The following is a 20,594-nucleotide window of genomic DNA, read 5'->3' on the forward strand; positions in this document are numbered from 1 at the left end:
GGGAACGTATTTTTATCCCTGCCATTGATAATAAAATCCTCAGCAACTGATTCCATATAATGGAAGCGCATTTTTGATATTCAGTTACCGCGCCATATATTCCTTTTCAGCTCGCGGCACAATTCCGCCATCAAGAGCTGCTTCAGCTCATCACTGCCCGGCTGGGAAGCGATGGATTCGTTTATCAGTGCTGCGAGAACAGCACCACTATTCTGGTGATAGATCCCAATTCCGACCGGATTGTCAGCAGACTGCCGTGCCTTCGGCCCTTTATCCGTATATTGTGGCAACTGATGGCAATAAACCGTTGCTGTATGTGTTTGATACCCACACGCATCGTCTGCTAAAAACGCTGCCGTTGCCCGGCCACCGGAAAGCCTCGCAGATCACCCGCTTCAGTGAAGGTGGCTCGCTGCTGGTGGTGATCGGTGACCCGGAGCCGGTGATCAGCCTGTTTGATGGCAAGCTGAACCCGCTGGGGCAGGTGGCTGTGGGGAATAAGCCTGTGGATGGCTGCTTCAGCCCGGATAACTGTACCCTGCTGATTGCCAATAAGGATGATGGCACGCTCAGCGTGATTGACCTTGCTACGTTGAAAGTCATCGGCACGCCGTCTGTCGGACGAGGTTGTGAAGTGCTGAGCTATTTTGTTGCGGCTCAGGTTGAGCCGTTTTACTGAGAAAACACGGGAGTGAAGTGACAGAGCATAACATTACCGACATTCTTGCCCCGGGGCTGCGCGTGGTGTTTTGCGGCATAAATCCGGGGAAATCCTCCGCCCATACTGGTTACCATTTTGCCCATCCGGGCAATCGTTTCTGGAAAACCATCTGGCAGGCCGGATTCACCGCTCAGCAGCTGAAACCCGAAGAAGAGATGAAACTGTTGGATACTCGTTGCGGCATCACCATGCTGGTGGAGCGTCCCACCAAAGAAGCGACCGAACTGTCGCGACTTGAGCTGCGTGATGGCGGTAAGGCGCTGCTGGATAAAATCCTGCACTATCAGCCTGATGCGCTGGCGGTGCTGGGCAAGCAGGCTTTTAAGCAGGCGTTCCGCGTCAGCAAGGTGGAGTGGGGCAGGCAACCGCAAACGGTAGGTGAGACGGAGATCTGGGTTTTGCCCAATCCGAGCGGGTTAAATCGCGCCTCGCAGGATGAACTGGTTGCTGCCTATCGGGAGCTGGATACGGCGTTAGCTGCGCGTGGACTCTGATGCAGTGCAGAAATATGCCGAAGATTTTCATCGCTGTTGCAGAGGATTCAGAGGCAGGCCAGACTTCAGGTAAGTGAACAGGTTGATTTGAAACGTTGTGCGCTACACTGCGCGACGGCTGCTCTTGATTTGACGGTCCTGAGCGAATGCGTAGGGCCATAAAGAGAAAGACTCCACGTGAATAAAAAAGCCCCTGCATGCAGGGGCTTTTCAGAGGGCGAAACCGTGTGGGGTTAATCGTCCAGGAAGCTGCGCAGCACTTCAGAGCGGCTTGGATGACGCAGCTTACGCAGTGCCTTCGCTTCAATCTGACGAATACGTTCACGGGTAACGTCAAACTGCTTGCCGACTTCTTCCAGCGTGTGGTCGGTGTTCATATCGATACCGAAACGCATACGCAGCACTTTAGCTTCACGAGCAGTCAGGCCAGCCAGCACGTCATGGGTTGCGGAACGCAGGCTTTCAGACGTTGCTGAATCCAGCGGCAGCTCCAGCGTGGTGTCTTCAATAAAATCACCCAGATGCGAATCTTCATCATCACCAATCGGCGTCTCCATGGAGATCGGCTCTTTGGCAATTTTCAGCACCTTACGGATCTTATCTTCCGGCATCAGCATGCGCTCGGCCAGCTCTTCCGGCGTCGGTTCACGGCCCATTTCCTGCAGCATCTGGCGGGAAATACGGTTGAGTTTGTTGATGGTCTCAATCATATGCACCGGAATACGTATGGTGCGCGCCTGGTCAGCGATGGAGCGGGTGATAGCCTGACGGATCCACCAGGTGGCATAAGTCGAGAACTTATAACCCCGGCGATATTCAAACTTATCAACGGCTTTCATCAGACCGATGTTGCCTTCCTGAATCAGGTCGAGGAACTGCAGGCCACGGTTGGTGTATTTCTTGGCGATAGAAATAACCAGACGTAAGTTAGCTTCAACCATCTCTTTCTTCGCACGGCGTGCTTTCGCTTCACCAATCGACATACGACGGTTGATGTCTTTCACCTGCTCGATGGTCAGGCCGGTCTCTTCTTCAATCTGCGACAGCTTCATCAGGCCGCGCTGCACGTCTTCAGTCACGTCTTTCAGCTTTTCTGACCATGGCTTGTTCATTGCCCGTGCTGCTTTGAACCAGGTTTCGCTGGTTTCGTTACCGGTGAACAGAGTAATGAAGTTCTTTTTCGGCATCTTACAGATTTCAACACACAGCTTCATGATGATGCGTTCCTGGGTACGGACGCGATCCATCATGGTACGCATGTTGTTCACCAGGAAGTCGAACTGCTTCGGCACCAGGCGGAACTGTTTAAACACGTCGGACAGATTCTGGATTTCAATAACGGCATCAGCGTGACTACGGCCTTTGGCCTTGATCACCATACGGGCTTTTTCGTACTGCACGCGCAGATCGTTAAACTTCTCGCGGGCCAGTTCCGGATCGATGCTGTTGTCGTCATCAGAGCTGTCGTCGTCGGACTCTTCATCTTCGTCTTCGTCGTCGTCACGCTCTTCTTCAGAAAGTTCAGATCCTACGTGCGTGGCAGTAGGGGCGATCTCTTCTTCAGCGTTAGGATCGACAAATCCGGTGATCATGTCGGACAGGCGCGCTTCGCCCGCTTCAACGCGATCGTATTGCTCGAGTAAATAGGTGATGGCTTCAGGGTATTCAGCGACGGAACACTGCACCTGGTTGATGCCGTCTTCGATACGTTTGGCGATGTCGATTTCACCTTCACGTGTCAGCAGTTCGACGGTACCCATTTCGCGCATGTACATGCGCACCGGGTCAGTAGTACGTCCGATTTCAGATTCAACGCTGGATAACACCTGAGCAGCCGCTTCGGCAGCGTCTTCATCCGTGTCGCTGCTGTTCTCGTTCAGCATCAGATCATCGGCATCAGGCGCTTCTTCCACCACCTGGATACCCATGTCGTTGATCATCTGGATGATGTCTTCGATCTGATCGGAGTCGACGATATCTTCCGGCAGATGGTCATTGACCTCGGCATAGGTCAGATAGCCTTGCTCCTTACCACGGGTGACAAGCAGCTTCAGCTGTGACTGCGGGTTTTGCTCCATAAGACGGTATCCACACTTCTGTTAAATGAGATTGGTGTCGGTCGGCTAAGCCTAAGCAGCCAACAATAACAGTGAGGGCGTTGCTTTATTGCCGCTGCCCATCGTGGCGGCTGCCAGGCTCAACCTGGCGGAAGATCGGCACTTAAGCCGCTTTAATTTTGTTTGAAGCTATCTTACTTGCCATTTTGAACGCTGGCAGTGCTCACTGTCCTCACGTACTAAAGTACGCTGCGGGTGCTGCGCGCTGGCTGAAATCAAACTGACTGCGACGATATATGCTTCATAATTTTGTTAAAGACTATGATAATCAGCCTTTTGAGTTTGGTTTTTTTGCAAACTCTTGGTTCAAAAACCAGTACTCACGACGTTCATTTGCATCCAGCCCATGCGTTCTTTCCCTGGCAATTAAGTACTCCAGGCGTCGTTCCAGCGCAGCGTCGTACATGCTGGCCAGAGAATCTTTAAACATGGTTTCCACTTCATCTTCCACGATCATGTGGTTCCATGTGGCCAGCGTTTCAAGGCTCTGGCTAAATTTTGTTCCGCGATATAACTCTAGTAGCTGTCCGGTGGTCAGGCCAGGGTGAGCTACGCAAGTGCTCACTAACTCCACAAAAAGGGGGAAGCCTGCGAGGTCAGAATGCCCCAGTCCATCCAGTGACGGCACCATCGTCGCCAGCGCAGGGTTCTGAATCAGCAACCCAATGAGTATACGCATGGTTGTACGTTTTAGCTGCGGCTGCTGGGGTGGTTTCGCATTCTCCCCCTGCTTTGGCAGCAGCTTTTCTAACTGGCTGTCGTCAAGGATCCCCAGCTTGTTGCCCAGCTCCTGACGTAAATAGATGCGCAGCGTCTCGCCCGGCACCTGGCTTATTAACGGTATCGCCAGCCTGCTGAGCTGTGCGCGGCCATCCGGTGAGCGCAAATCTACCTGCGGCATCAGCGAGTCAAACAGGAAAGCGGAGAGCGGCATCGCCTGCTCCATCCGGGCTTCAAAAGCCTCTTTCCCCTCTTTGCGTACCAGCGTATCCGGGTCTTCACCGTCCGGCAGAAACATAAAGCGTAGCTGACGACCGTCATTCATGTAAGGTAATGCGGTTTCCAGCGCTCGCCAGGCTGCTTCGCGGCCCGCTCTGTCGCCGTCATAGCAACAAATAACGTTATCGGTCGTGCGGAAAAGAAGTTGAATATGCTCCGCCGTGGTGGAGGTTCCCAGCGAGGCAACGGCATAATCGATGCCAAATTGCGCCAGCGCCACCACATCCATATAGCCTTCGACCACTAACAGCTTCGCTGGTTCAGGATGCTTCTTTTGTGCTTCATAAAGGCCATACAGCTGGCGGCCTTTATGAAAAATATCGGTTTCCGGCGAGTTCAGGTATTTCGGCAGCGCATCACCCAGTACACGCCCACCAAATCCAATGACTCGTCCACGCTTGTCGTGGATCGGGAACATTACCCGTTCGCGAAAGCGGTCGTAGCTACGGCCCTGATCGTTTGTGACCAGCATCCCGGCATCAATCAACGACTGGCGATCGTCCTGATTGCGACCAAATCGCTTCAGGGCGTTGTCCCAGCCTGTGGGCGCAAAGCCAATGGAAAAATGCTGAATGACTTCATCGCTCAGGCCGCGCTTGTTGAGATAGTCACGGGCAGCCGTTGCCTGATTCTGGGAAAGCGCCTGCTGATAAAACTCACTCAGGCCGGTCATCAGTTGATACAGACTCTGACGCTGATGACGCTCCAGCTGGCTGGGGCCGGTTCCGCTTTCATACGGAACTTCCAGTCCATACGCAGTCGCCAGCTCTTCAATACTTTCAACGAATTCCAGACGATCATAATTCATCAGGAAATCAATGGCATTGCCATGTGCGCCACAGCCGAAGCAGTGGTAAAACTGTTTTTCACCGTTGACGGTGAAAGAGGGGGTTTTTTCATTATGGAAGGGACAACACGCGTGGTAGTTCTTTCCCTGCTTTTTCAGCTTTACGCGGGCATCAATAAGATCCACGATGTCCGTGCGCGCCAGCAAGTCATTGATAAATACACGTGGAATTCGTCCAGCCATAAGCCCCGGTTTATCAGCTCATAAACGAGAACAAGCCGCGCATTCCTTTCGGAAAGCACGGCCTTCTTAACTACTACTTGTCTGTGAAGCGACTAAAAACGATTAGTACAGACGAGTGCGGCGTGCGTTTTCGCGAGCCAGTTTCTTCGCGTGGCGTTTAACTGCAGACGCTTTAGCGCGCTTACGTTCGGTAGTCGGTTTTTCATAAAACTCACGACGACGAACTTCAGCCAGAACGCCTGCTTTCTCGCAAGAACGCTTGAAGCGACGCAGTGCTACGTCAAATGGCTCGTTTTCACGTACTTTAATTACCGGCATGTAACTCTCACCTCGATAAATTCGGTTTTGTTGCTGACGTCAGTGCCAGCTTGTTTCAAAATGGTGCGGAATTTTACTCCAACACAGGCTGCGTTGTAAAGCACCATAGCAAAATGTCACCAACAGATGCGCCTGTGCGGCTGCCGGTTTTTTCAGGCGGAGGATTATACACCAACTGACCTGTGCGCTGTGAAAATATTTTTCCCTTATGCCTCAGAGAGTCACGGTGGAACGACGGAAAATTGCCGCCCGGTGCAGGCCTTCATGCTACACTGCGCGCCGCAAGAATGAGGTGAAACTGTCATGCGTGTACTCGGAATAGAAACTTCCTGCGATGAGACCGGTATCGCGATTTACGACGATCAAACCGGCTTACTCGCCAACCAACTTTACAGCCAGGTCAAACTGCACGCCGATTACGGCGGTGTGGTGCCGGAACTGGCTTCGCGCGACCACGTGCGCAAAACCGTGCCGCTGATTCAGGCGGCACTGAAAGAAGCCGGTCTGAAGGCGCAGGATATTGACGCGGTAGCCTATACGGCAGGCCCGGGACTGGTCGGGGCGCTGCTGGTCGGTGCTACCATTGGCCGTTCCCTGGCTTTTGCCTGGGATGTTCCGGCGATCCCGGTTCATCATATGGAAGGGCATCTGCTGGCGCCAATGCTGGAAGATAATCCGCCGGAGTTTCCGTTCGTCGCCCTGCTGGTCTCTGGTGGTCACACCCAACTGATCAGCGTCACCGGCGTCGGGGAATATATTCTGCTGGGTGAATCGATTGATGATGCCGCTGGTGAGGCCTTCGATAAAACGGCCAAGCTGCTTGGTCTGGATTATCCCGGCGGCCCAATGCTGTCGAAAATGGCGCAGCAGGGCGTCGAAAAGCGCTTTATTTTTCCGCGTCCGATGACCGACCGTCCGGGACTGGATTTCAGCTTCTCCGGGCTGAAGACCTTTGCGGCTAACACCATCCGTGAAAACAGCGATGACGAACAAACCCGTGCTGATATTGCACGGGCATTTGAAGATGCGGTGGTGGATACGCTGGCAATCAAATGTAAGCGTGCGCTGGAGCAAACCGGCTTTAAGCGGCTGGTGATTGCCGGTGGCGTCAGCGCCAACCGTACTCTGCGGGCGAAAATGGCGGAGGTAATGAAGGCGCGCGGCAGTGAAGTCTTCTATGCCCGTCCTGAATTCTGCACCGACAATGGCGCGATGATTGCCTATGCCGGAATGGTGCGGATGAAGGGGGGAACGCGGGGAGAACTGAGCGTCACCGTCCGGCCTCGCTGGCCGCTGGCGGAATTACCCGCAATTTCCTGATCGCTTCTTTTTTAAGGGCGGAAACCACCGCCCTGTTAAGCTGGACAGAACGATTTATTGCAACGAAACCCTTCTTCTCTTTATTAAAATTCATCATTATTGATGGGGGAGAGTGCAGGCATGTCCATTTGACCACTCAACCCAACAACAATGCGGCGCGTGGTGATGGCATCATGCTTTTCTGATTCCGGTGATACCAGAATAAAATCGGCTATAAATTGCCCTTTTTCTGAAAACGGTTGTCGAGTTGCCAGGAGTAATTAGCTGCTCAGCTAAGCATGCCTCTCGTTTTCACCCACATTCCGCGTTCGCCTTGCCACACATGTGACATTTCATGGATGAACAAATGCTGAAGATCTGCGGGCTCTTTGGAAAAATCCTGTTTGTACCAGTCTCTGAAATACAGCTCGCCATTTGGTGTCATGGCAACATTTCAGCTTTGCGGCCCAAATGGCAGATAACTTCGGTGGTGTATTCATACTTTGTTGAATGAAACAGAGTTCTTAAACACTTCTCTGGCTAATCTGGTTTCGCCAGGCGTCAGTAGCCGAGGCTACCTTCTTCTTTCTGTTGCATATTTAAGTCCTTTTATTGAGTATCCGTATGCCAGAAAAAATAGTGATTGTTCAGCGATCGCTTTCTGGACCTTTCTTTTTTTTCTTCCAGATCTTCGATTCCTGCCCGCGCCAGAGGCGCTGAATATTGTCGTGATGGCGCAGCAGCACCAGGCATGACAGCATGGCGACCGGGAAAGTGAATTGAGGTTTGAACCACCACACGTAGAAAGGTGCAATCAGTGCGCTGATAATTGCGCCCAGAGATGAGTAGCCGCTCAGCAGCACGGTCAGCAGCCAGGTACCGGTCATCAGCCCGGTCAAATCCCAGCCGATTGGGGCAATGGCGCCGAATGCCGTTGCCACGCCTTTGCCACCTTTGAAGTGGAAGAATACCGGATAAATGTGGCCGACACAGGCGGCGATAGCGACCAGGCCAAGATAAAACGGGCTGACACCATAATGGTAAGCCAGCCACACCGGCAGCATACCTTTGAGAATATCGAAAACCAGAACGGCGATTGCCGGGACTTTGCCACCGATTCGCAGCACGTTGGTCGCGCCGGGATTCCCGGAACCATTCTGGCGGGGATCGGGTAGTCTGAACAGTCGGCACACCAGAATCGCGCTGGAAATGGAGCCGCACAGATACGCGAAAACAATCATACCAAGCGCGAATACACTCATAACATCGTTCCGTCTTGTAGGGTTGGTTTTGTTCTCATCATCCGTGGATAATACGCATAAACCGCCGGAAGTGGTATCCGGCAACCACAAAAACAGAGACTGCCATCATGGATATCGTATTTATTGAACAACTCTCCGTCATCACCACGATTGGTGTCTATGACTGGGAACAAACTATTCAGCAGAAGCTGGTGTTCGATGTCGAAATGGCCTGGGACAACCGCAAAGCGGCGGCCAGCGACGATGTGAATGACTGCCTGAGCTATGCCGATGTGTCTGAGGCCATTATTAACCACGTTGCGGGCGGAAAATTTGCCCTGGTAGAGCGCGTGGCGGAAGAAGTGGCCACGTTATTGCTGACACGATTTAACTCCCCCTGGGTGCGGATTAAGCTCAGCAAGCCCGGTGCAGTAGCCCAGGCGGTTCAGGTTGGCGTAGTGATAGAACGCGGGACTAATCCGAAATAAAGCCAGAGTGATTGCCATCACGGTGAAACCAAACGACATTATGGTCTGTCTTAAGGTTGGCCTAACCCAGGGCTGACACAATTTTGGCGGTAGCTAAGAGCGACCGCCTTTTTAATGTTTTTTAAACGGATAGGGGAAATTTGATGGCAGACATTCATCATCTATGGGTGGCAGCAATACTGGGCATTGTTGAAGGATTAACAGAGTTTCTGCCTGTCTCCTCCACCGGACACATGATTATTGTCGGTCATCTGTTGGGGTTTGAAGGGGACAAGGCAGACACCTTTGAGGTCGTCATTCAGCTTGGTTCCATCCTGGCCGTCGTAGTGATGTTCTGGCGTCGTTTGTTTGGGCTGATTGGCATTCACTTCGGTAAAGTCCCACACGAGGGAACGGGGAAAGGACATCTGACGCTGATTCATATCCTGCTGGGTATGGTTCCTGCAGTGGTTATCGGTCTGATCTTCCACGATAAGATTAAATCGCTGTTTAACCCGGTCAACGTGATGTACGCGCTGGTTGTGGGCGGTGTACTGCTGCTGGCGGCGGAATTCCTGAAGCCGAAGAAGCCCAGGGCCGAGGGCATTGATGATATGACTTATCGTCAGGCTTTCGTGATTGGCTGCTTCCAGTGTCTGGCGCTGTGGCCGGGCTTCTCCCGTTCAGGTGCCACCATTTCTGGCGGTATGCTGATGGGGGTGAGTCGCTATGCGGCTGCCGAATTCTCTTTTGTTCTGGCTGTACCCATGATGCTGGGCGCGACCGTGCTGGATTTGTACAAGAGCATGGGCTTCCTGACCCTGACGGACTTCCCGATGTTTGCCGTGGGGTTTGTCACCGCATTTATCGTGGCGCTGATCGCCATTAAAGTGTTCCTGAAGCTGATTCAGAGCATTTCGTTTGTGCCGTTTGCCATCTATCGCTTTATCGTGGCAATTGCGGTCTATATCGTCTTTGTTTAGAGCCTGAACGAAGCCGGGCGCGCTGACGCCCGGCTTGCTCTTTACGCTAACTCGTTGTCTTCCTTCCACTGATTCAGCGCGGCGATTCGCCTTCTGGTTAACTCTTCACGCACTTCCGCGCCCTTGAGACCGGCGGCAACCACCTCTTTCGTCGGCACATTCTGCGCCACCGCAAAAGCATCCTGCAGATATTTACCCTGTGGATAAGGGTTGTTCTCAAAACCGGTACGCCCACGCGCGTCTGCTTCGCTGGTCAGGGCGATTTGCTCCACCCGGTGCGGCTTGCGCCAGGCATCAACGCGGTCGAACAGGGCGATCAGCGTTTCAGGGCTCTGACGCCCGATGGTATGCACCAGATCGTGGAATTCTGTCACCAGCAGCGCTAAATCGCGCAGGGCGTTGGGGACGCGCAGCCGCTGACACAGGTTTTCGACCAGAGAGACGCCTGCCGGGCCATGACCATGATGGCTGGGCCATTTTTCCGGTGGCGTCAGCGCTTTGCCCACGTCATGGAAAAGAGTGGCAAAGCGGATAGCCACCTCATCACTGATTTGAGCGGCAATCGCCAGCGTCATCAGGGTGTGGACGCCGGTGTCGATTTCCGGATGCCACTTCGCCGGGGCCGGAACGCCGTAGAGGTTATCCAGTTCCGGGAACAGCACGGCCAGCGCACCACAATCCCGCAGGATCTGGAAGTAGGCCTGAGGACTTTGGGTTTCCAGCGCTTTTTCCGTCTCTTTCCACACTCTTTCCGGCGTCAGCGTATTCAGCTCTCCGCTTTCTGCCATCCGTCGCATTAATACCAGAGTCTCTTCCGCTACGGTGAAATCCAGGTGAGCGAAGCGCGCAGCAAATCGCGCCACACGCAGAACGCGAAGCGGATCTTCATTAAAAGCGGGAGAAACATGGCGCAGCAGACGCTGTTCAATATCGGCACGCCCGCCATAGGGGTCATGGTAGCTGCCGTCCCGATCCTGGGCTATCGCATTGATGGTCAGGTCGCGTCGCTGTAAATCCTGTTCCAGAGTGACGTCAGGTGCGGAATAGCACACAAAGCCGGTGTAGCCGCTGCCGCTTTTCCGCTCGGTGCGGGCCAGCGCATACTCTTCATGGGATTTGGGATGCAGAAACACAGGGAAGTCCCGGCCAACCTGTTCGTAGCCCTGGTTCAGCATCTCTTCGGGTGAGGCGCCGACCACTACCCAATCTTTGTCTTTGACCGGCAGATTTAGCAGTGCATCGCGTACCGCGCCACCGACAAGGTAAGTCTTCACTAACTACACTCCAGGCTGATTCATTACATGCATCATACGTGAAGTGTAGAACGCGGTCAGCACCGTTGCAGGTGGCAGAGGATCAGTTCATCCAGCGGTCTTTCTTTTTACGGCTCGGGATCATATGCGGCAGCAGCAGGCCCAGCAGCAGGCCAACACCTGCCACGCCGCCACCGTACATAAACCACTGCATGATGATGGTTCGCTGCTTGTCATCCAGCTGAACGTTCGCGGCACTGACTTTCTTCTGTGCCACAATCAGCTCGTTTTTCAGCTTCTGATTCTCTTCTTTCAGGCCATTGATTGCGCCATCGCTGCCTGCCACTTTTTTCTGCATCTCAGCGGTACGCTGGTTCCAGCTGCCGTCGATATTGGCCAGCTTGTCGGTCAGATCTTTCACCTGCTGTTCCAGCTGTGGGACGCGGGTGCGCATGCTTGGCTGTTCGCTCAGCTGTGCCTGTGGGATCCAGGTGGTACGGCCATTGGCGTCGCGGATTTGAGCATAGTGCGTACTGTCGTCAGTTTGCAGTAACGCCACTTCCTCGCCGGCATTCAGGGTGCCGACCAGGCGGTAACTGTCGCTTGGGCCGCTGCGTACCCAGGTGGAAAGTTCGTCGGAGATATAGCGTTTTTCTTCGGCATGAACGGATGCTGCTACGCTGAAAGTCAGTAAAGTAAGGCCAATAAGCTGAGTTTTTTTCATTCGATATCTTTTTTACGTGAGTCCTGGAAAAAAGTAATGGCACAGTCTGGAGCTGGCTCGCACAAAGCTAAATGAGAACTTTCCTGGTCTCAGGCTGGTGCGAAACACCACGCAAAGCGATAAGAAAGCCGAGACAGCCACGGCGATTCTGCATTACTCTTCACGCAATAACGTCATTTACCGTGCCGGTAACCAACTGATTAAGAAAATATGACCATCGAAATCGAAGTAAAGTTCATTGTGACGCCAGAAGGTGCCGAAAAACTGCCCGCCACGCTTGCAGCCTGGCCAAACCAGCATACTGCGCCGGTCGAGCTGACCAACATCTATTTTGAGACGGCTGGGGGCCAGTTGCGCAGCTGGGATATGGGCTTGCGTATTCGCGGCTATGGCGACAGTTATGAAATGACGTTGAAAGCAGCAGGGCAGACCGTTGGCGGCCTGCATCAGCGTCCTGAATACAATGTGCCTGTCGCGGAGCCGGTGCTGAATATCAGCAAGCTGCCTGCCGAAATCTGGCCGGAAGGGTGCGATCTGGCCGCTCTGCAGCAGCAGCTCAAACCGCTGTTCAGCACCCGTTTCGTGCGCGAGAAGTGGGTGGTTACTTACCTGAGCAGCGAGATTGAAGTTGCTTTTGATCGCGGCGAAGTCACTGCCGGTGAGCTGAGCGAAGCGCTGTGTGAGATTGAGCTGGAGCTGAAAAGTGGCAGCCGGGATGATCTGCTGGCTTTTGCCGCCGGGCTGACGACGATGGGCGGACTGCGTCTGGGCAGCCTGAGCAAGGCCGCACGCGGTTATGCGCTGGCTAAGGGCAATCCACCGTGTGACCTGCGGCCGGTGCCGGTGATGAAAGTGAAGCCGAAAGCCACAGTGGAAGAGGGAATGCGTGCTGCCTTTATGCTGGCACTGAGTCAGTGGCAGTATCACGAAGAGCTGTGGCTACGTGGTAATAAGGGCGCGCTGCATGAAATCCATGAGGCGCTGGAAACGCTGCGTCAGGCGTTCTCTCTGTTTGGTGCGCTGGTTCCGCGCAAGGCCAGCAGTGAGCTTCGCCAGTCTCTGACCCAACTCGAAGAGGCTCTGCTGGAAGATAAACTGAAAGCGGAAACGCTGTGCTTCAGTACCATCAGCTTGCAGACCCAATTAGCACTCACTAACTGGATTGCCACCGAGCGCTGGCGCGGGTTTGTCGATGCCAAAGCGGATGCCAAGCTGCAGGGATCTTTTAAACGTTTCTGCGACGTGATGCTGGGCCGGATCTCTGCCGACCTGAAAGAGACTTTCGGGCTGGTGCGGCAGATTAACGAGTATCAGGACAAACTGACCCGGCTGCATCGTCAGCTGTTAGCGGCACGCCTGTTGGCAGGGACTTATGATACTGCTGCCGTTGCCTCATGGCTGGGAGAGTGGTATCAGCTGGCCCATGCCATCGAGACCAGACAGGAAGCCTGGCTGGCGACTTATTGCCGTCAGGCACTGAAGCATCCGGCCTTCTGGAAAAACGGTAGCGTCTGAATGGGATCTGCAGCCCGCAGCTGACTGAAATAATGCCTACAGGGAGTCTCTATGTTGCCATCACCCTCATCGTCGCTGCCCTCGCTGCTGGCGGAGCAGGTTACGCGCCTGGCCCCGGAGTGGCAAGAGCTTAACGCCACTGAACAGGCCGTGCTGGCCTTCAGTGACTTTATCGGTGAGAACCTGGCGCGCCAGCCTGAATGGCTCGGCCAGCTGCAGGACAAGCCGCCGGAGCCGGGAGAGTGGCAACAGTATGCGGACTGGCTGCAGAAGCGGCTTACCGCCGTTAGCGATGAAAACAGCCTGATGCGCGAGCTGCGCCTGTTCCGCCGCCATATGCTGACCCGCATCGCGTGGATGCAGACGCTGGCAACCAGCAATACGCAAGAGTCCCTGCAGCAGCTCAGCATGCTGGCAGAAACGTTGATTGTCGCCGCAAGAGACTGGTTGTGGCAGGCGTGCTGTCGCGAGTTTGGTACGCCGGTGAATGCTCAGGGTGAAGCACAACCCTTGCTGATCCTCGGGATGGGTAAGCTGGGCGGCGGTGAGCTGAACTTCTCTTCTGACATCGATCTGATTTTCACCTGGCCGGAGAACGGCAGCACCACAGGTGGCCGCCGTGAGCTGGATAACGCCCAGTTCTTCACCCGTCTGGGACAGCGGCTGATCAAAGTGCTCGATCAGCCGACGGTGGAGGGGTTTGTTTATCGCGTGGATATGCGCCTGCGTCCCTTTGGCGACAGCGGGCCGCTGGTGCTGAGCTTCGCCGCGCTGGAAGATTATTACCAGGAGCAGGGACGTGACTGGGAGCGCTATGCGATGGTCAAAGCGCGGCTGATGGGCGGGACAGAAGACCGCTGGAGTCAGGAGCTGCAGCAGATGTTGCGGCCGTTTATCTACCGCCGCTATATCGATTTCAGCGTGATCCAGTCGCTGCGTAACATGAAAAGCATGATTGCGCGTGAAGTCCGACGGCGTGGCCTGACTGACAATATCAAGCTCGGCGCGGGCGGGATCCGTGAAACAGAATTTATTGTGCAGGTCTTCCAGCTGATCCGTGGCGGGCGTGAGCGGGCGTTACAGCTGCGCTCCCTGCTGCCGACGCTGCAGGCAATTGGTGAACTCAGTCTGCTGCCTGCTGAACAGGTGGGCCAGCTGGAAGGAGCCTATCTGTTCCTGCGGCGTCTGGAAAATCTGCTGCAAAGCATTAACGATGAACAGACCCAGACGTTGCCTGCAGACGATCTGAACCGCGAGCGACTGGCCTGGGCAATGGGCACCTCGTCATGGTCTGAACTGCACCAGCAACTTGAGCAGCATATGGCCGCTGTCCGCGCCATCTTTGATGAGCTGATTGGCGACGACACGCCAGAAACAGGTGAAAACAAAGAGTCCGACGAGTACGGCGTGCTGTGGCAGGATCGGTTGGAGGAAGCTGAACTCGCTCCGCTGGTGCCGCACCTGAGCACAGAATCCTGTCAGCGCCTGCTTCAGGCGATCACCGCTTTCCATCAGGACGTGGATAAACGCACCATTGGCCCCCGGGGCCGTCAGGCGTTGGACCAGCTGATGCCGCGCCTGCTGTCTGAAGTCTGTCCACGTGAGGATGCTGACATCACGCTTAACCGCCTGACGCCGCTGCTGCTGGGCATTGTCACCCGTACCACCTATCTGGAGCTGCTGACCGAATACCACGGCGCACTGAAGCACCTGATCCGCCTCTGTTCCGCTTCGCCGATGGTCGCCAGCCAGCTGGCCCGCTACCCGCTGCTGCTGGACGAGCTGCTCGATCCTGCCACGTTGTACCAGCCTACCGCCACTGATGCCTATCGCGACGAACTGCGTCAGTACCTGCTGCGCATCCCGGAAGAAGATGAAGAGCAGCAGCTGGAAGCCTTGCGCCAGTTTAAGCAGGCTCAGCATCTGCGTATTGCCGCCGCTGATATTGCGGAAACGCTGCCGGTGATGAAAGTGAGCGATCACCTTACCTGGCTGGCGGAGGCGATGATTGAGCAGGTGGTGCAGCAGGCATGGCAGATGATGGTGCAGCGTTATGGCCGACCATCACATCTGAAAAACGATCGGGAGCGCGGCTTCGCGGTGATTGGCTACGGCAAGCTGGGTGGCTGGGAGCTGGGCTACAGTTCAGACCTGGATCTGGTGTTCCTGCACGACTGCCCGGAAGAAGCAATCACCGAAGGCGAACGCAGTATTGATGGCCGTCAGTTCTACCTGCGGCTGGCTCAGCGGGTGATGCACCTGTTCAGCACCCGCACCTCATCCGGCATTCTGTACGAGGTGGATGCTCGCCTGCGGCCATCCGGCGCGGCCGGGATGCTGGTGAGCACCTTTGAAGCCTTCGATGACTATCAGCGCAATGAGGCCTGGACCTGGGAGCATCAGGCACTGGTGCGGGCGCGGATTGTCTTTGGCGAAGCGGCGTTGAGCCAGCGGTTTGATGAAATTCGCCGTGGCATTCTGTGTCTGCCGCGTGAGCCGGATAAGCTGAAAACAGAGGTTCGTGAGATGCGTGAGAAAATGCGCGCACATCTTGGCAGCAAGCAGAAAGACCGCTGGGATATTAAAGCGGATCAGGGCGGTATCACGGATATTGAATTCATCACGCAATATCTGGTCTTACGCTACGCGGCTGATGAACCCAAACTGACACGCTGGTCTGATAACGTGCGTATTCTTGAGCTGATGGCACGGAATGACCGGATTGAAGAAGCGGAAGCGCAGGCGCTGACTCAGGCTTACGTTACCCTGCGCGATGAGCTGCATCATCTCGCGTTGCAGAAACTGGCCGGGCAGGTCCCGCCTGATGCGTTTAGCCGTGAAAAAGCGGTGGTGAACGGCAGCTGGCAGCGCTGGTTGGGTAATACAGAGCGGTCGTGATGCTCTGATTTTCACGTAGTGAGCGCGTCAGCGGGGATAAACCGAAGGGTAAATGTGCGTGCCAGCGAGCTTGTGCTATCATCGCGCGCACTATTTTTTGATACTGGCCAGGAGTCTCTGGAATGAAAATTACGCTGCCCGATTTTAACCGTGCGGGTGTTCTCGTCGTTGGCGACGTGATGCTGGATCGCTACTGGTACGGCCCGACCAGCCGTATCTCTCCTGAGGCCCCGGTGCCGGTAGTCAAGGTCGATAACGTCGAAGAGCGCCCGGGCGGCGCGGCTAACGTGGCGATGAACATTGCCTCACTGGGCGCGGAGTCACGGCTGATCGGGCTGACCGGCATTGATGATGCGGCGCGGGCGCTGAACGAGACACTCAGAGGCGTCAACGTTCAGTGCGATTTCGTCCCGGTTGCCACTCATCCCACCATTACCAAGCTGCGCGTACTGTCACGTAATCAGCAGCTGATCCGTCTGGATTTCGAAGAAGGTTTTGAAGGAGTGGACGTTGAGCCACTTCACCAGCGCATCCGCCAGTCGCTATCGCAGACTGGTGCGCTGGTGTTGTCTGACTATGCCAAAGGCGCGCTGGCCAGTGTGGAGACTATTATCCACATTGCCCGCGAGGCAAAGGTGCCGGTGCTGGTCGATCCAAAAGGGACCGATTTTGAACGTTACCGTGGTGCGACCATCCTGACTCCGAACTTCTCTGAATTCGAAGCTGTGGTAGGCTTTTGCAAAGACGAAGCGGAAATTGTGGCGCGCGGTATGGCGCTGATTGAGCAGTTTGAGCTGTCGGCGCTGTTGGTCACCCGTTCAGAAAACGGCATGACGCTGCTGCAGCCGGGCAAAGCGCCTTTCCACCTGCCAACGCAGGCGCAGGAAGTTTACGATGTTACCGGTGCAGGCGATACGGTCATTGGCGTACTGGCAGCTGCGCTGGCGGCGGGTAATACGCTGGAAGAGTGCTGTTTTCTCGCCAATGCTGCCGCTGGTGTGGTGGTGGGCAAGCTTGGGACCTCTACGGTTTCTCCGGTGGAGCTGGAAAATGCCATTCGTGCACGTCCGGAATCTGGTTTTGGCGTGATGAGCGAAGAGCAGCTGAAGGAAGCAGTAGCGATCGCCCGCCGTCGTGGTGAGAAAGTGGTGATGACCAACGGCTGCTTCGATATCCTTCATGCAGGGCACGTCTCCTATCTGGCGAACGCCCGTAAACTCGGTGACCGGCTGATCGTGGCGGTCAACAGCGATGCTTCCACTAAGCGTCTGAAGGGCGAAAGCCGTCCGGTCAATCCACTGGTCAACAGAATGATCGTGCTGGGTGCACTGGAAGCGGTGGACTGGGTGGTGTCGTTTGAAGAGGACACGCCACAGCGGGTGATCGCTGATATCCTGCCTGACCTGTTGGTCAAAGGTGGCGACTATAAACCGGAAGACATCGCCGGTAGCAAAGAAGTCTGGGCTAATGGTGGGGAAGTGCGGGTGCTGAATTTTGAAGATGGCATCTCTACCAGCAACATCATTAAAGCGATTCAGTCGAAAGCCTGACGGCACAGGCGATAAAAGAGAGGGGGGCGATCCGATATCGCCCCCTTGTTATTTATGCCGCACTGAGCGTTACTGCAAGTCTTCGGTCCTGACCGCTTCTGCCGGAGCGGTAGCCACGCCACGGCTTTCCAGTTCGGCAATGCGCTGTTCCAGTGCGGCCAGTTTTTCGCGGGTGCGCAACAGCACCTGAGTCTGCACGTCAAACTCTTCGCGGTTTACCAGGTCCAGCCGGGTCAGCTGTGACTGCAGAGTCTGACGGATTTTCTTTTCAACATCGTCGCCAAACTCGCGGATCCCTTTCGGCATAGACTCATGGACCTGGCGGGCAAGCTGTTCAATTTTTTTGGGGTCAATCATGGCGGCTTCCTGGTAGCGGCAAAGTTTCTGTAAGTGTAATGCCATAACCTCAAAGGATAAACCCGAAAACGCTAAAGCAGCAAAATGGGGAACTATTTGCGCATTTTGTTCGTTGCCTCACCATTTTTTCGGCGCTATAGTAATCAGGCTTATTCTCAGGGCGGGGCGAAATTCCCCACCGGCGGTAAATCAGCTACGGCTGAAAGCCCGCGAGCGCTTCAGACCTCCCGGTTTGAAGGTCAGCAGATCCGGTGTAATTCCGGGGCCGACGGTTAGAGTCCGGATGGGAGAGGGTAACGTATCTTGTCGGGCTTTTTGCCTGCCTCGCCGTTATTTTTTTGTCACTGCATGACACTCCTAAGCACGCCCTGATTCTGGTAACCCATACATTAATTAAAGGTTTATTTACCATGAATCAGTCGCTTCTTTCTGAATTTGGCACGCCGGAACAGCGTGTGGAACGGGCTCTTGCTGCTTTGCGCGAGGGTCGTGGTGTAATGGTGCTGGACGATGAAGATCGTGAAAACGAAGGGGACATGATCTTCGCCGCAGAGACCATGACCGTTGAGCAGATGGCGCTGACCATCCGCCATGGTAGCGGCATCGTCTGCCTGTGCCTGACTGAGGAACGTCGTCAGCAGCTTGAGCTGCCAATGATGGTCGACAACAATACCAGCTCTTATGGCACCGGCTTTACCGTAACTATCGAAGCGGCAGAAGGCGTGACCACTGGTGTGTCAGCGAAAGACCGTGTGACCACTATTCGTGCAGCTATTGCTGATAATGCCAAACCAGCTGATTTAAATCGTCCTGGTCACGTGTTCCCACTGCGTGCGCGTGATGGCGGCGTGCTGACCCGTGGCGGCCACACAGAAGCCACTATCGATCTGGTGACGCTGGCCGGTTTCAAACCTGCTGGTGTGCTGTGTGAACTGACCAACGATGATGGCTCAATGGCGCACGCGCCGGAAGCTATCGTATTTGCGAAGCAGCATAATATGCCGGTCGTCACTATTGAAGACCTGGTGGCTTATCGCCGCAGCCGCGAAACCCGTCAGGCCAGCTAAATCATCGTGTTAACCAACTGAAACCGGAAGTTTCCCCGGTTTCAGTGTGATTCACGGCCAGCCCCGACACTGCTTATTCACTCATTATGATGCTGAGTGAAGGTGACGCTCTCCCTGCTATACCCATCATACTTCAGTCGCCTGGAGGCGTCTGGCGTGGGTGCCGGTGCGTTGGCTGTGTTCATTCACCCAAATCACTTACCGTCGTCTGCTCATCGGGATTTATGCGCCTCGTCCCTGAGGCTCACCCTGCGGGCCAGTGCGGGCGCTGTTCAAAAACGATGACGTTTTTGTCCTGCAACTTGAATTAATCAGGCTATATATCGGGCCGGGAAGATCAGAACAGCGTTTCCAGTTCATCAACAACATTGTACCGATCGTCAATAAGCAGCAGCGTTTTCCATTTATCAAATGTCAGGCAGGGGTGAGAAGTGCCAAAAACTAATATATCACCGACCTGAACATCACTACCCGCAGCCAGCTGCAACATACAGTGTTGATCCATGATCCCGATACTCTGCATGGCTTCCGGCGAGAAAGGCAAAGCCTGGCCTGCCCGGTAATGGGCGACGGGCTGTGGCAATCCGGCATCAAATGCGCAGTCGCGTTTGCCAAAATTAACCACGGCTCGATCGCTGTCCGGCACTGACTGCACCATCGCCACCAGTTCGAGTGCCGAAATGAGATCCCCTCCGAGATCGCAGGCAACGCTGTCACGTGCTCTCAATTCTTGTTGAGCGAGATGGTAAATCCCCTTGTCATGCGTGATATAGCAACCCGGACGGATGACAATCCGGCAGGCTGCAGGGATTTCTGCATTCAGCCAGATATTACACACCACGTCATACCAGACGGAACCTGCCCCGGTAAGAATGAACTCCCCCTCCACGTAACGTTCAAGTTGACAGGCCAGTCTGGCCGCGTCACGCAGCAGGTTCTCTACCTGTGGCTGTGGATCGTCACTATGTAACACGCCTTCATAAAGTTCCAGCCCACGCAGGCGCAGGCCCGGTAACAAAGCTATTTGTTGCGCCAGTGCAAGAGCGGCTTCCGGAGTACGGGAGCCACAGCGTCCGCCAGGGACACCCAGTTCCAGTAAAATATCCACTTTCTGGCCCTGCGAGCTGAAAAAAGCCGACAGCGTCTGCGCATTACTGAGGCTGTCCACGCAACAAAGGTAATCCACCTGCGGATAGTGTGACTTCAGGCGCGAGATAACCTGCATATTCGCTTTACCAACCAGTTGGTTCGCCATCAATACCCGATTAATGCCGCTCGCCATAGCCGCTGCCGCCTGCCAGGCGCTCCCCACACCGATTGCCCATGCGCCAGCCTGCTGCTGCGCTTTGAAAATCCACGGCGTCATCGTCGTTTTTCCATGAGGAGCGAGAGACACGCCGCGTTGGTTTGCATAGCGCTGCATCCACTGAATATTGTTTTCCAGCGCGGATTTTTTGATCGTTGCGGCAGGTAAACAGACTTCTTCAAACAGCACATTTGCCTCACGGGACAGTAGTGCGGATTTATGTGAGATAAGCAGGTCTTTGTGATACTTCATAAC

Annotated in this window: 17 protein-coding genes and 1 riboswitch; of the genes, 9 read left to right on the forward strand and 8 right to left on the reverse strand. The window is 54.8% G+C overall.

Going from position 1 to position 20,594, the window contains the following annotated elements; translation table 11 throughout:
* The first annotated feature begins 256 nt into the window (after positions 1-256).
* Positions 257-679 (forward strand): YncE family protein, encoded by a 423-nt coding sequence (locus GSQ70_RS08665; RefSeq protein ID WP_233268261.1) that lies wholly within the window; start codon positions 257-259, stop codon positions 677-679.
* 17 nt (positions 680-696) lie between these two features.
* The gene (gene mug, locus GSQ70_RS08670) at positions 697-1,215 is read left to right on the forward strand and encodes a G/U mismatch-specific DNA glycosylase (RefSeq protein WP_158782174.1); all 519 of its coding nucleotides are present in this window, start codon (positions 697-699) and stop codon (positions 1,213-1,215) included.
* A gap of 233 nt (positions 1,216-1,448) precedes the next feature.
* Here mug and rpoD read toward each other — a convergent pair whose 3' ends face one another.
* The 3 genes from rpoD to rpsU form a co-directional block, all read right to left on the reverse strand.
* Positions 1,449-3,293, reverse strand: coding sequence for an RNA polymerase sigma factor RpoD (gene rpoD / locus GSQ70_RS08675; protein ID WP_158782175.1), 1,845 nt, complete (start codon positions 3,291-3,293; stop codon positions 1,449-1,451).
* A gap of 307 nt (positions 3,294-3,600) precedes the next feature.
* On the reverse strand, positions 3,601-5,361 hold the full coding sequence (gene dnaG, locus GSQ70_RS08680; protein ID WP_158782176.1) for a DNA primase: 1,761 nt from the start codon (positions 5,359-5,361) through the stop codon (positions 3,601-3,603).
* A 102-nt stretch (positions 5,362-5,463) separates the two neighbouring features.
* Positions 5,464-5,679: a 30S ribosomal protein S21 gene (gene rpsU / locus GSQ70_RS08685; RefSeq protein WP_001144069.1), complete on the reverse strand. Its 216-nt coding sequence runs from the start codon at positions 5,677-5,679 to the stop codon at positions 5,464-5,466.
* Between the two features lie 303 nt (positions 5,680-5,982).
* Here rpsU and tsaD point away from each other — a divergent pair, with 303 nt between their 5' ends.
* A complete protein-coding gene (gene tsaD, locus GSQ70_RS08690; RefSeq protein WP_158782177.1) occupies positions 5,983-6,999 on the forward strand; it encodes a tRNA (adenosine(37)-N6)-threonylcarbamoyltransferase complex transferase subunit TsaD in 1,017 nt (338 codons plus the stop codon).
* 626 nt (positions 7,000-7,625) lie between these two features.
* On the opposite strand, the gene plsY is transcribed toward tsaD, so the two are convergent.
* Entirely contained in the window at positions 7,626-8,240 is a 615-nt protein-coding gene (gene plsY / locus GSQ70_RS08695) for a glycerol-3-phosphate 1-O-acyltransferase PlsY (RefSeq protein WP_158782178.1), read from the reverse strand.
* A 107-nt stretch (positions 8,241-8,347) separates the two neighbouring features.
* On the opposite strand from plsY, the gene folB reads away from it, so the two are divergent.
* Both folB and bacA read left to right on the forward strand, forming a co-directional pair.
* A complete protein-coding gene (folB, locus tag GSQ70_RS08700; RefSeq protein WP_158782179.1) occupies positions 8,348-8,707 on the forward strand; it encodes a bifunctional dihydroneopterin aldolase/7,8-dihydroneopterin epimerase in 360 nt (119 codons plus the stop codon).
* A gap of 143 nt (positions 8,708-8,850) precedes the next feature.
* Positions 8,851-9,669 carry an undecaprenyl-diphosphate phosphatase gene (bacA, locus tag GSQ70_RS08705; protein ID WP_158782180.1) on the forward strand — a complete coding sequence of 273 codons (819 nt, stop codon included), beginning with the start codon at positions 8,851-8,853 and terminating at the stop codon, positions 9,667-9,669.
* A gap of 41 nt (positions 9,670-9,710) precedes the next feature.
* On the opposite strand, the gene GSQ70_RS08710 is transcribed toward bacA, so the two are convergent.
* The gene (locus tag GSQ70_RS08710; RefSeq protein ID WP_158782181.1) at positions 9,711-10,943 is read right to left on the reverse strand and encodes a multifunctional CCA addition/repair protein; all 1,233 of its coding nucleotides are present in this window, start codon (positions 10,941-10,943) and stop codon (positions 9,711-9,713) included.
* Positions 10,944-11,025: 82 nt separating this feature from the next.
* Entirely contained in the window at positions 11,026-11,646 is a 621-nt protein-coding gene (locus GSQ70_RS08715) for a TIGR04211 family SH3 domain-containing protein (RefSeq protein WP_158782182.1), read from the reverse strand.
* Positions 11,647-11,856: 210 nt separating this feature from the next.
* On the opposite strand from GSQ70_RS08715, the gene GSQ70_RS08720 reads away from it, so the two are divergent.
* The 3 genes from GSQ70_RS08720 to hldE all read left to right on the forward strand — a co-directional run bounded on the left by GSQ70_RS08720 (position 11,857) and on the right by hldE (position 17,609).
* Positions 11,857-13,161, forward strand: coding sequence for an inorganic triphosphatase (locus GSQ70_RS08720; protein ID WP_158782183.1), 1,305 nt, complete (start codon positions 11,857-11,859; stop codon positions 13,159-13,161).
* 51 nt (positions 13,162-13,212) lie between these two features.
* Entirely contained in the window at positions 13,213-16,059 is a 2,847-nt protein-coding gene (gene glnE, locus GSQ70_RS08725) for a bifunctional [glutamate--ammonia ligase]-adenylyl-L-tyrosine phosphorylase/[glutamate--ammonia-ligase] adenylyltransferase (RefSeq protein WP_158782184.1), read from the forward strand.
* A 122-nt stretch (positions 16,060-16,181) separates the two neighbouring features.
* Positions 16,182-17,609 carry a bifunctional D-glycero-beta-D-manno-heptose-7-phosphate kinase/D-glycero-beta-D-manno-heptose 1-phosphate adenylyltransferase HldE gene (gene hldE / locus GSQ70_RS08730; RefSeq protein WP_158782185.1) on the forward strand — a complete coding sequence of 476 codons (1,428 nt, stop codon included), beginning with the start codon at positions 16,182-16,184 and terminating at the stop codon, positions 17,607-17,609.
* 69 nt (positions 17,610-17,678) lie between these two features.
* On the opposite strand, the gene GSQ70_RS08735 is transcribed toward hldE, so the two are convergent.
* Positions 17,679-17,966, reverse strand: a complete 288-nt coding sequence (locus tag GSQ70_RS08735) for an accessory factor UbiK family protein (RefSeq protein ID WP_158782186.1) — start codon at positions 17,964-17,966, stop codon at positions 17,679-17,681.
* Positions 17,967-18,113: 147 nt separating this feature from the next.
* A riboswitch (FMN riboswitch) is annotated at positions 18,114-18,265 on the forward strand.
* 111 nt (positions 18,266-18,376) lie between these two features.
* Here GSQ70_RS08735 and ribB point away from each other — a divergent pair.
* A complete protein-coding gene (gene ribB / locus GSQ70_RS08740) occupies positions 18,377-19,033 on the forward strand; it encodes a 3,4-dihydroxy-2-butanone-4-phosphate synthase (protein ID WP_158782187.1) in 657 nt (218 codons plus the stop codon).
* A gap of 337 nt (positions 19,034-19,370) precedes the next feature.
* On the opposite strand, the gene GSQ70_RS08745 is transcribed toward ribB, so the two are convergent.
* Positions 19,371-20,591 (reverse strand): amino acid deaminase, encoded by a 1,221-nt coding sequence (locus tag GSQ70_RS08745; RefSeq protein ID WP_158782188.1) that lies wholly within the window; start codon positions 20,589-20,591, stop codon positions 19,371-19,373.
* Positions 20,592-20,594 lie beyond the last annotated feature (3 nt).

The sequence above is a fragment of the Pantoea sp. BAV 3049 genome (assembly GCF_009765445.1).
Classification (GTDB): Bacteria; Pseudomonadota; Gammaproteobacteria; order Enterobacterales; family Enterobacteriaceae; genus Erwinia.

What these genes read in the sequence shown, in the direction of transcription:
- rpoD (WP_158782175.1), bottom strand. Translation starts at nt 3,293, where the DNA reads ATGGAGCAAAACCCGCAGTCACAGCTGAAGCTGCTTGTCACCCGTGGT.
- dnaG (WP_158782176.1), bottom strand. Translation starts at nt 5,361, where the DNA reads ATGGCTGGACGAATTCCACGTGTATTTATCAATGACTTGCTGGCGCGC.
- rpsU (WP_001144069.1), bottom strand. Translation starts at nt 5,679, where the DNA reads ATGCCGGTAATTAAAGTACGTGAAAACGAGCCATTTGACGTAGCACTG.
- tsaD (WP_158782177.1), top strand. Translation starts at nt 5,983, where the DNA reads ATGCGTGTACTCGGAATAGAAACTTCCTGCGATGAGACCGGTATCGCG.
- plsY (WP_158782178.1), bottom strand. Translation starts at nt 8,240, where the DNA reads ATGAGTGTATTCGCGCTTGGTATGATTGTTTTCGCGTATCTGTGCGGC.
- folB (WP_158782179.1), top strand. Translation starts at nt 8,348, where the DNA reads ATGGATATCGTATTTATTGAACAACTCTCCGTCATCACCACGATTGGT.
- bacA (WP_158782180.1), top strand. Translation starts at nt 8,851, where the DNA reads ATGGCAGACATTCATCATCTATGGGTGGCAGCAATACTGGGCATTGTT.
- GSQ70_RS08715 (WP_158782182.1), bottom strand. Translation starts at nt 11,646, where the DNA reads ATGAAAAAAACTCAGCTTATTGGCCTTACTTTACTGACTTTCAGCGTA.
- GSQ70_RS08720 (WP_158782183.1), top strand. Translation starts at nt 11,857, where the DNA reads ATGACCATCGAAATCGAAGTAAAGTTCATTGTGACGCCAGAAGGTGCC.
- glnE (WP_158782184.1), top strand. Translation starts at nt 13,213, where the DNA reads ATGTTGCCATCACCCTCATCGTCGCTGCCCTCGCTGCTGGCGGAGCAG.
- hldE (WP_158782185.1), top strand. Translation starts at nt 16,182, where the DNA reads ATGAAAATTACGCTGCCCGATTTTAACCGTGCGGGTGTTCTCGTCGTT.
- GSQ70_RS08735 (WP_158782186.1), bottom strand. Translation starts at nt 17,966, where the DNA reads ATGATTGACCCCAAAAAAATTGAACAGCTTGCCCGCCAGGTCCATGAG.
- ribB (WP_158782187.1), top strand. Translation starts at nt 18,377, where the DNA reads ATGAATCAGTCGCTTCTTTCTGAATTTGGCACGCCGGAACAGCGTGTG.
- GSQ70_RS08745 (WP_158782188.1), bottom strand. Translation starts at nt 20,591, where the DNA reads ATGAAGTATCACAAAGACCTGCTTATCTCACATAAATCCGCACTACTG.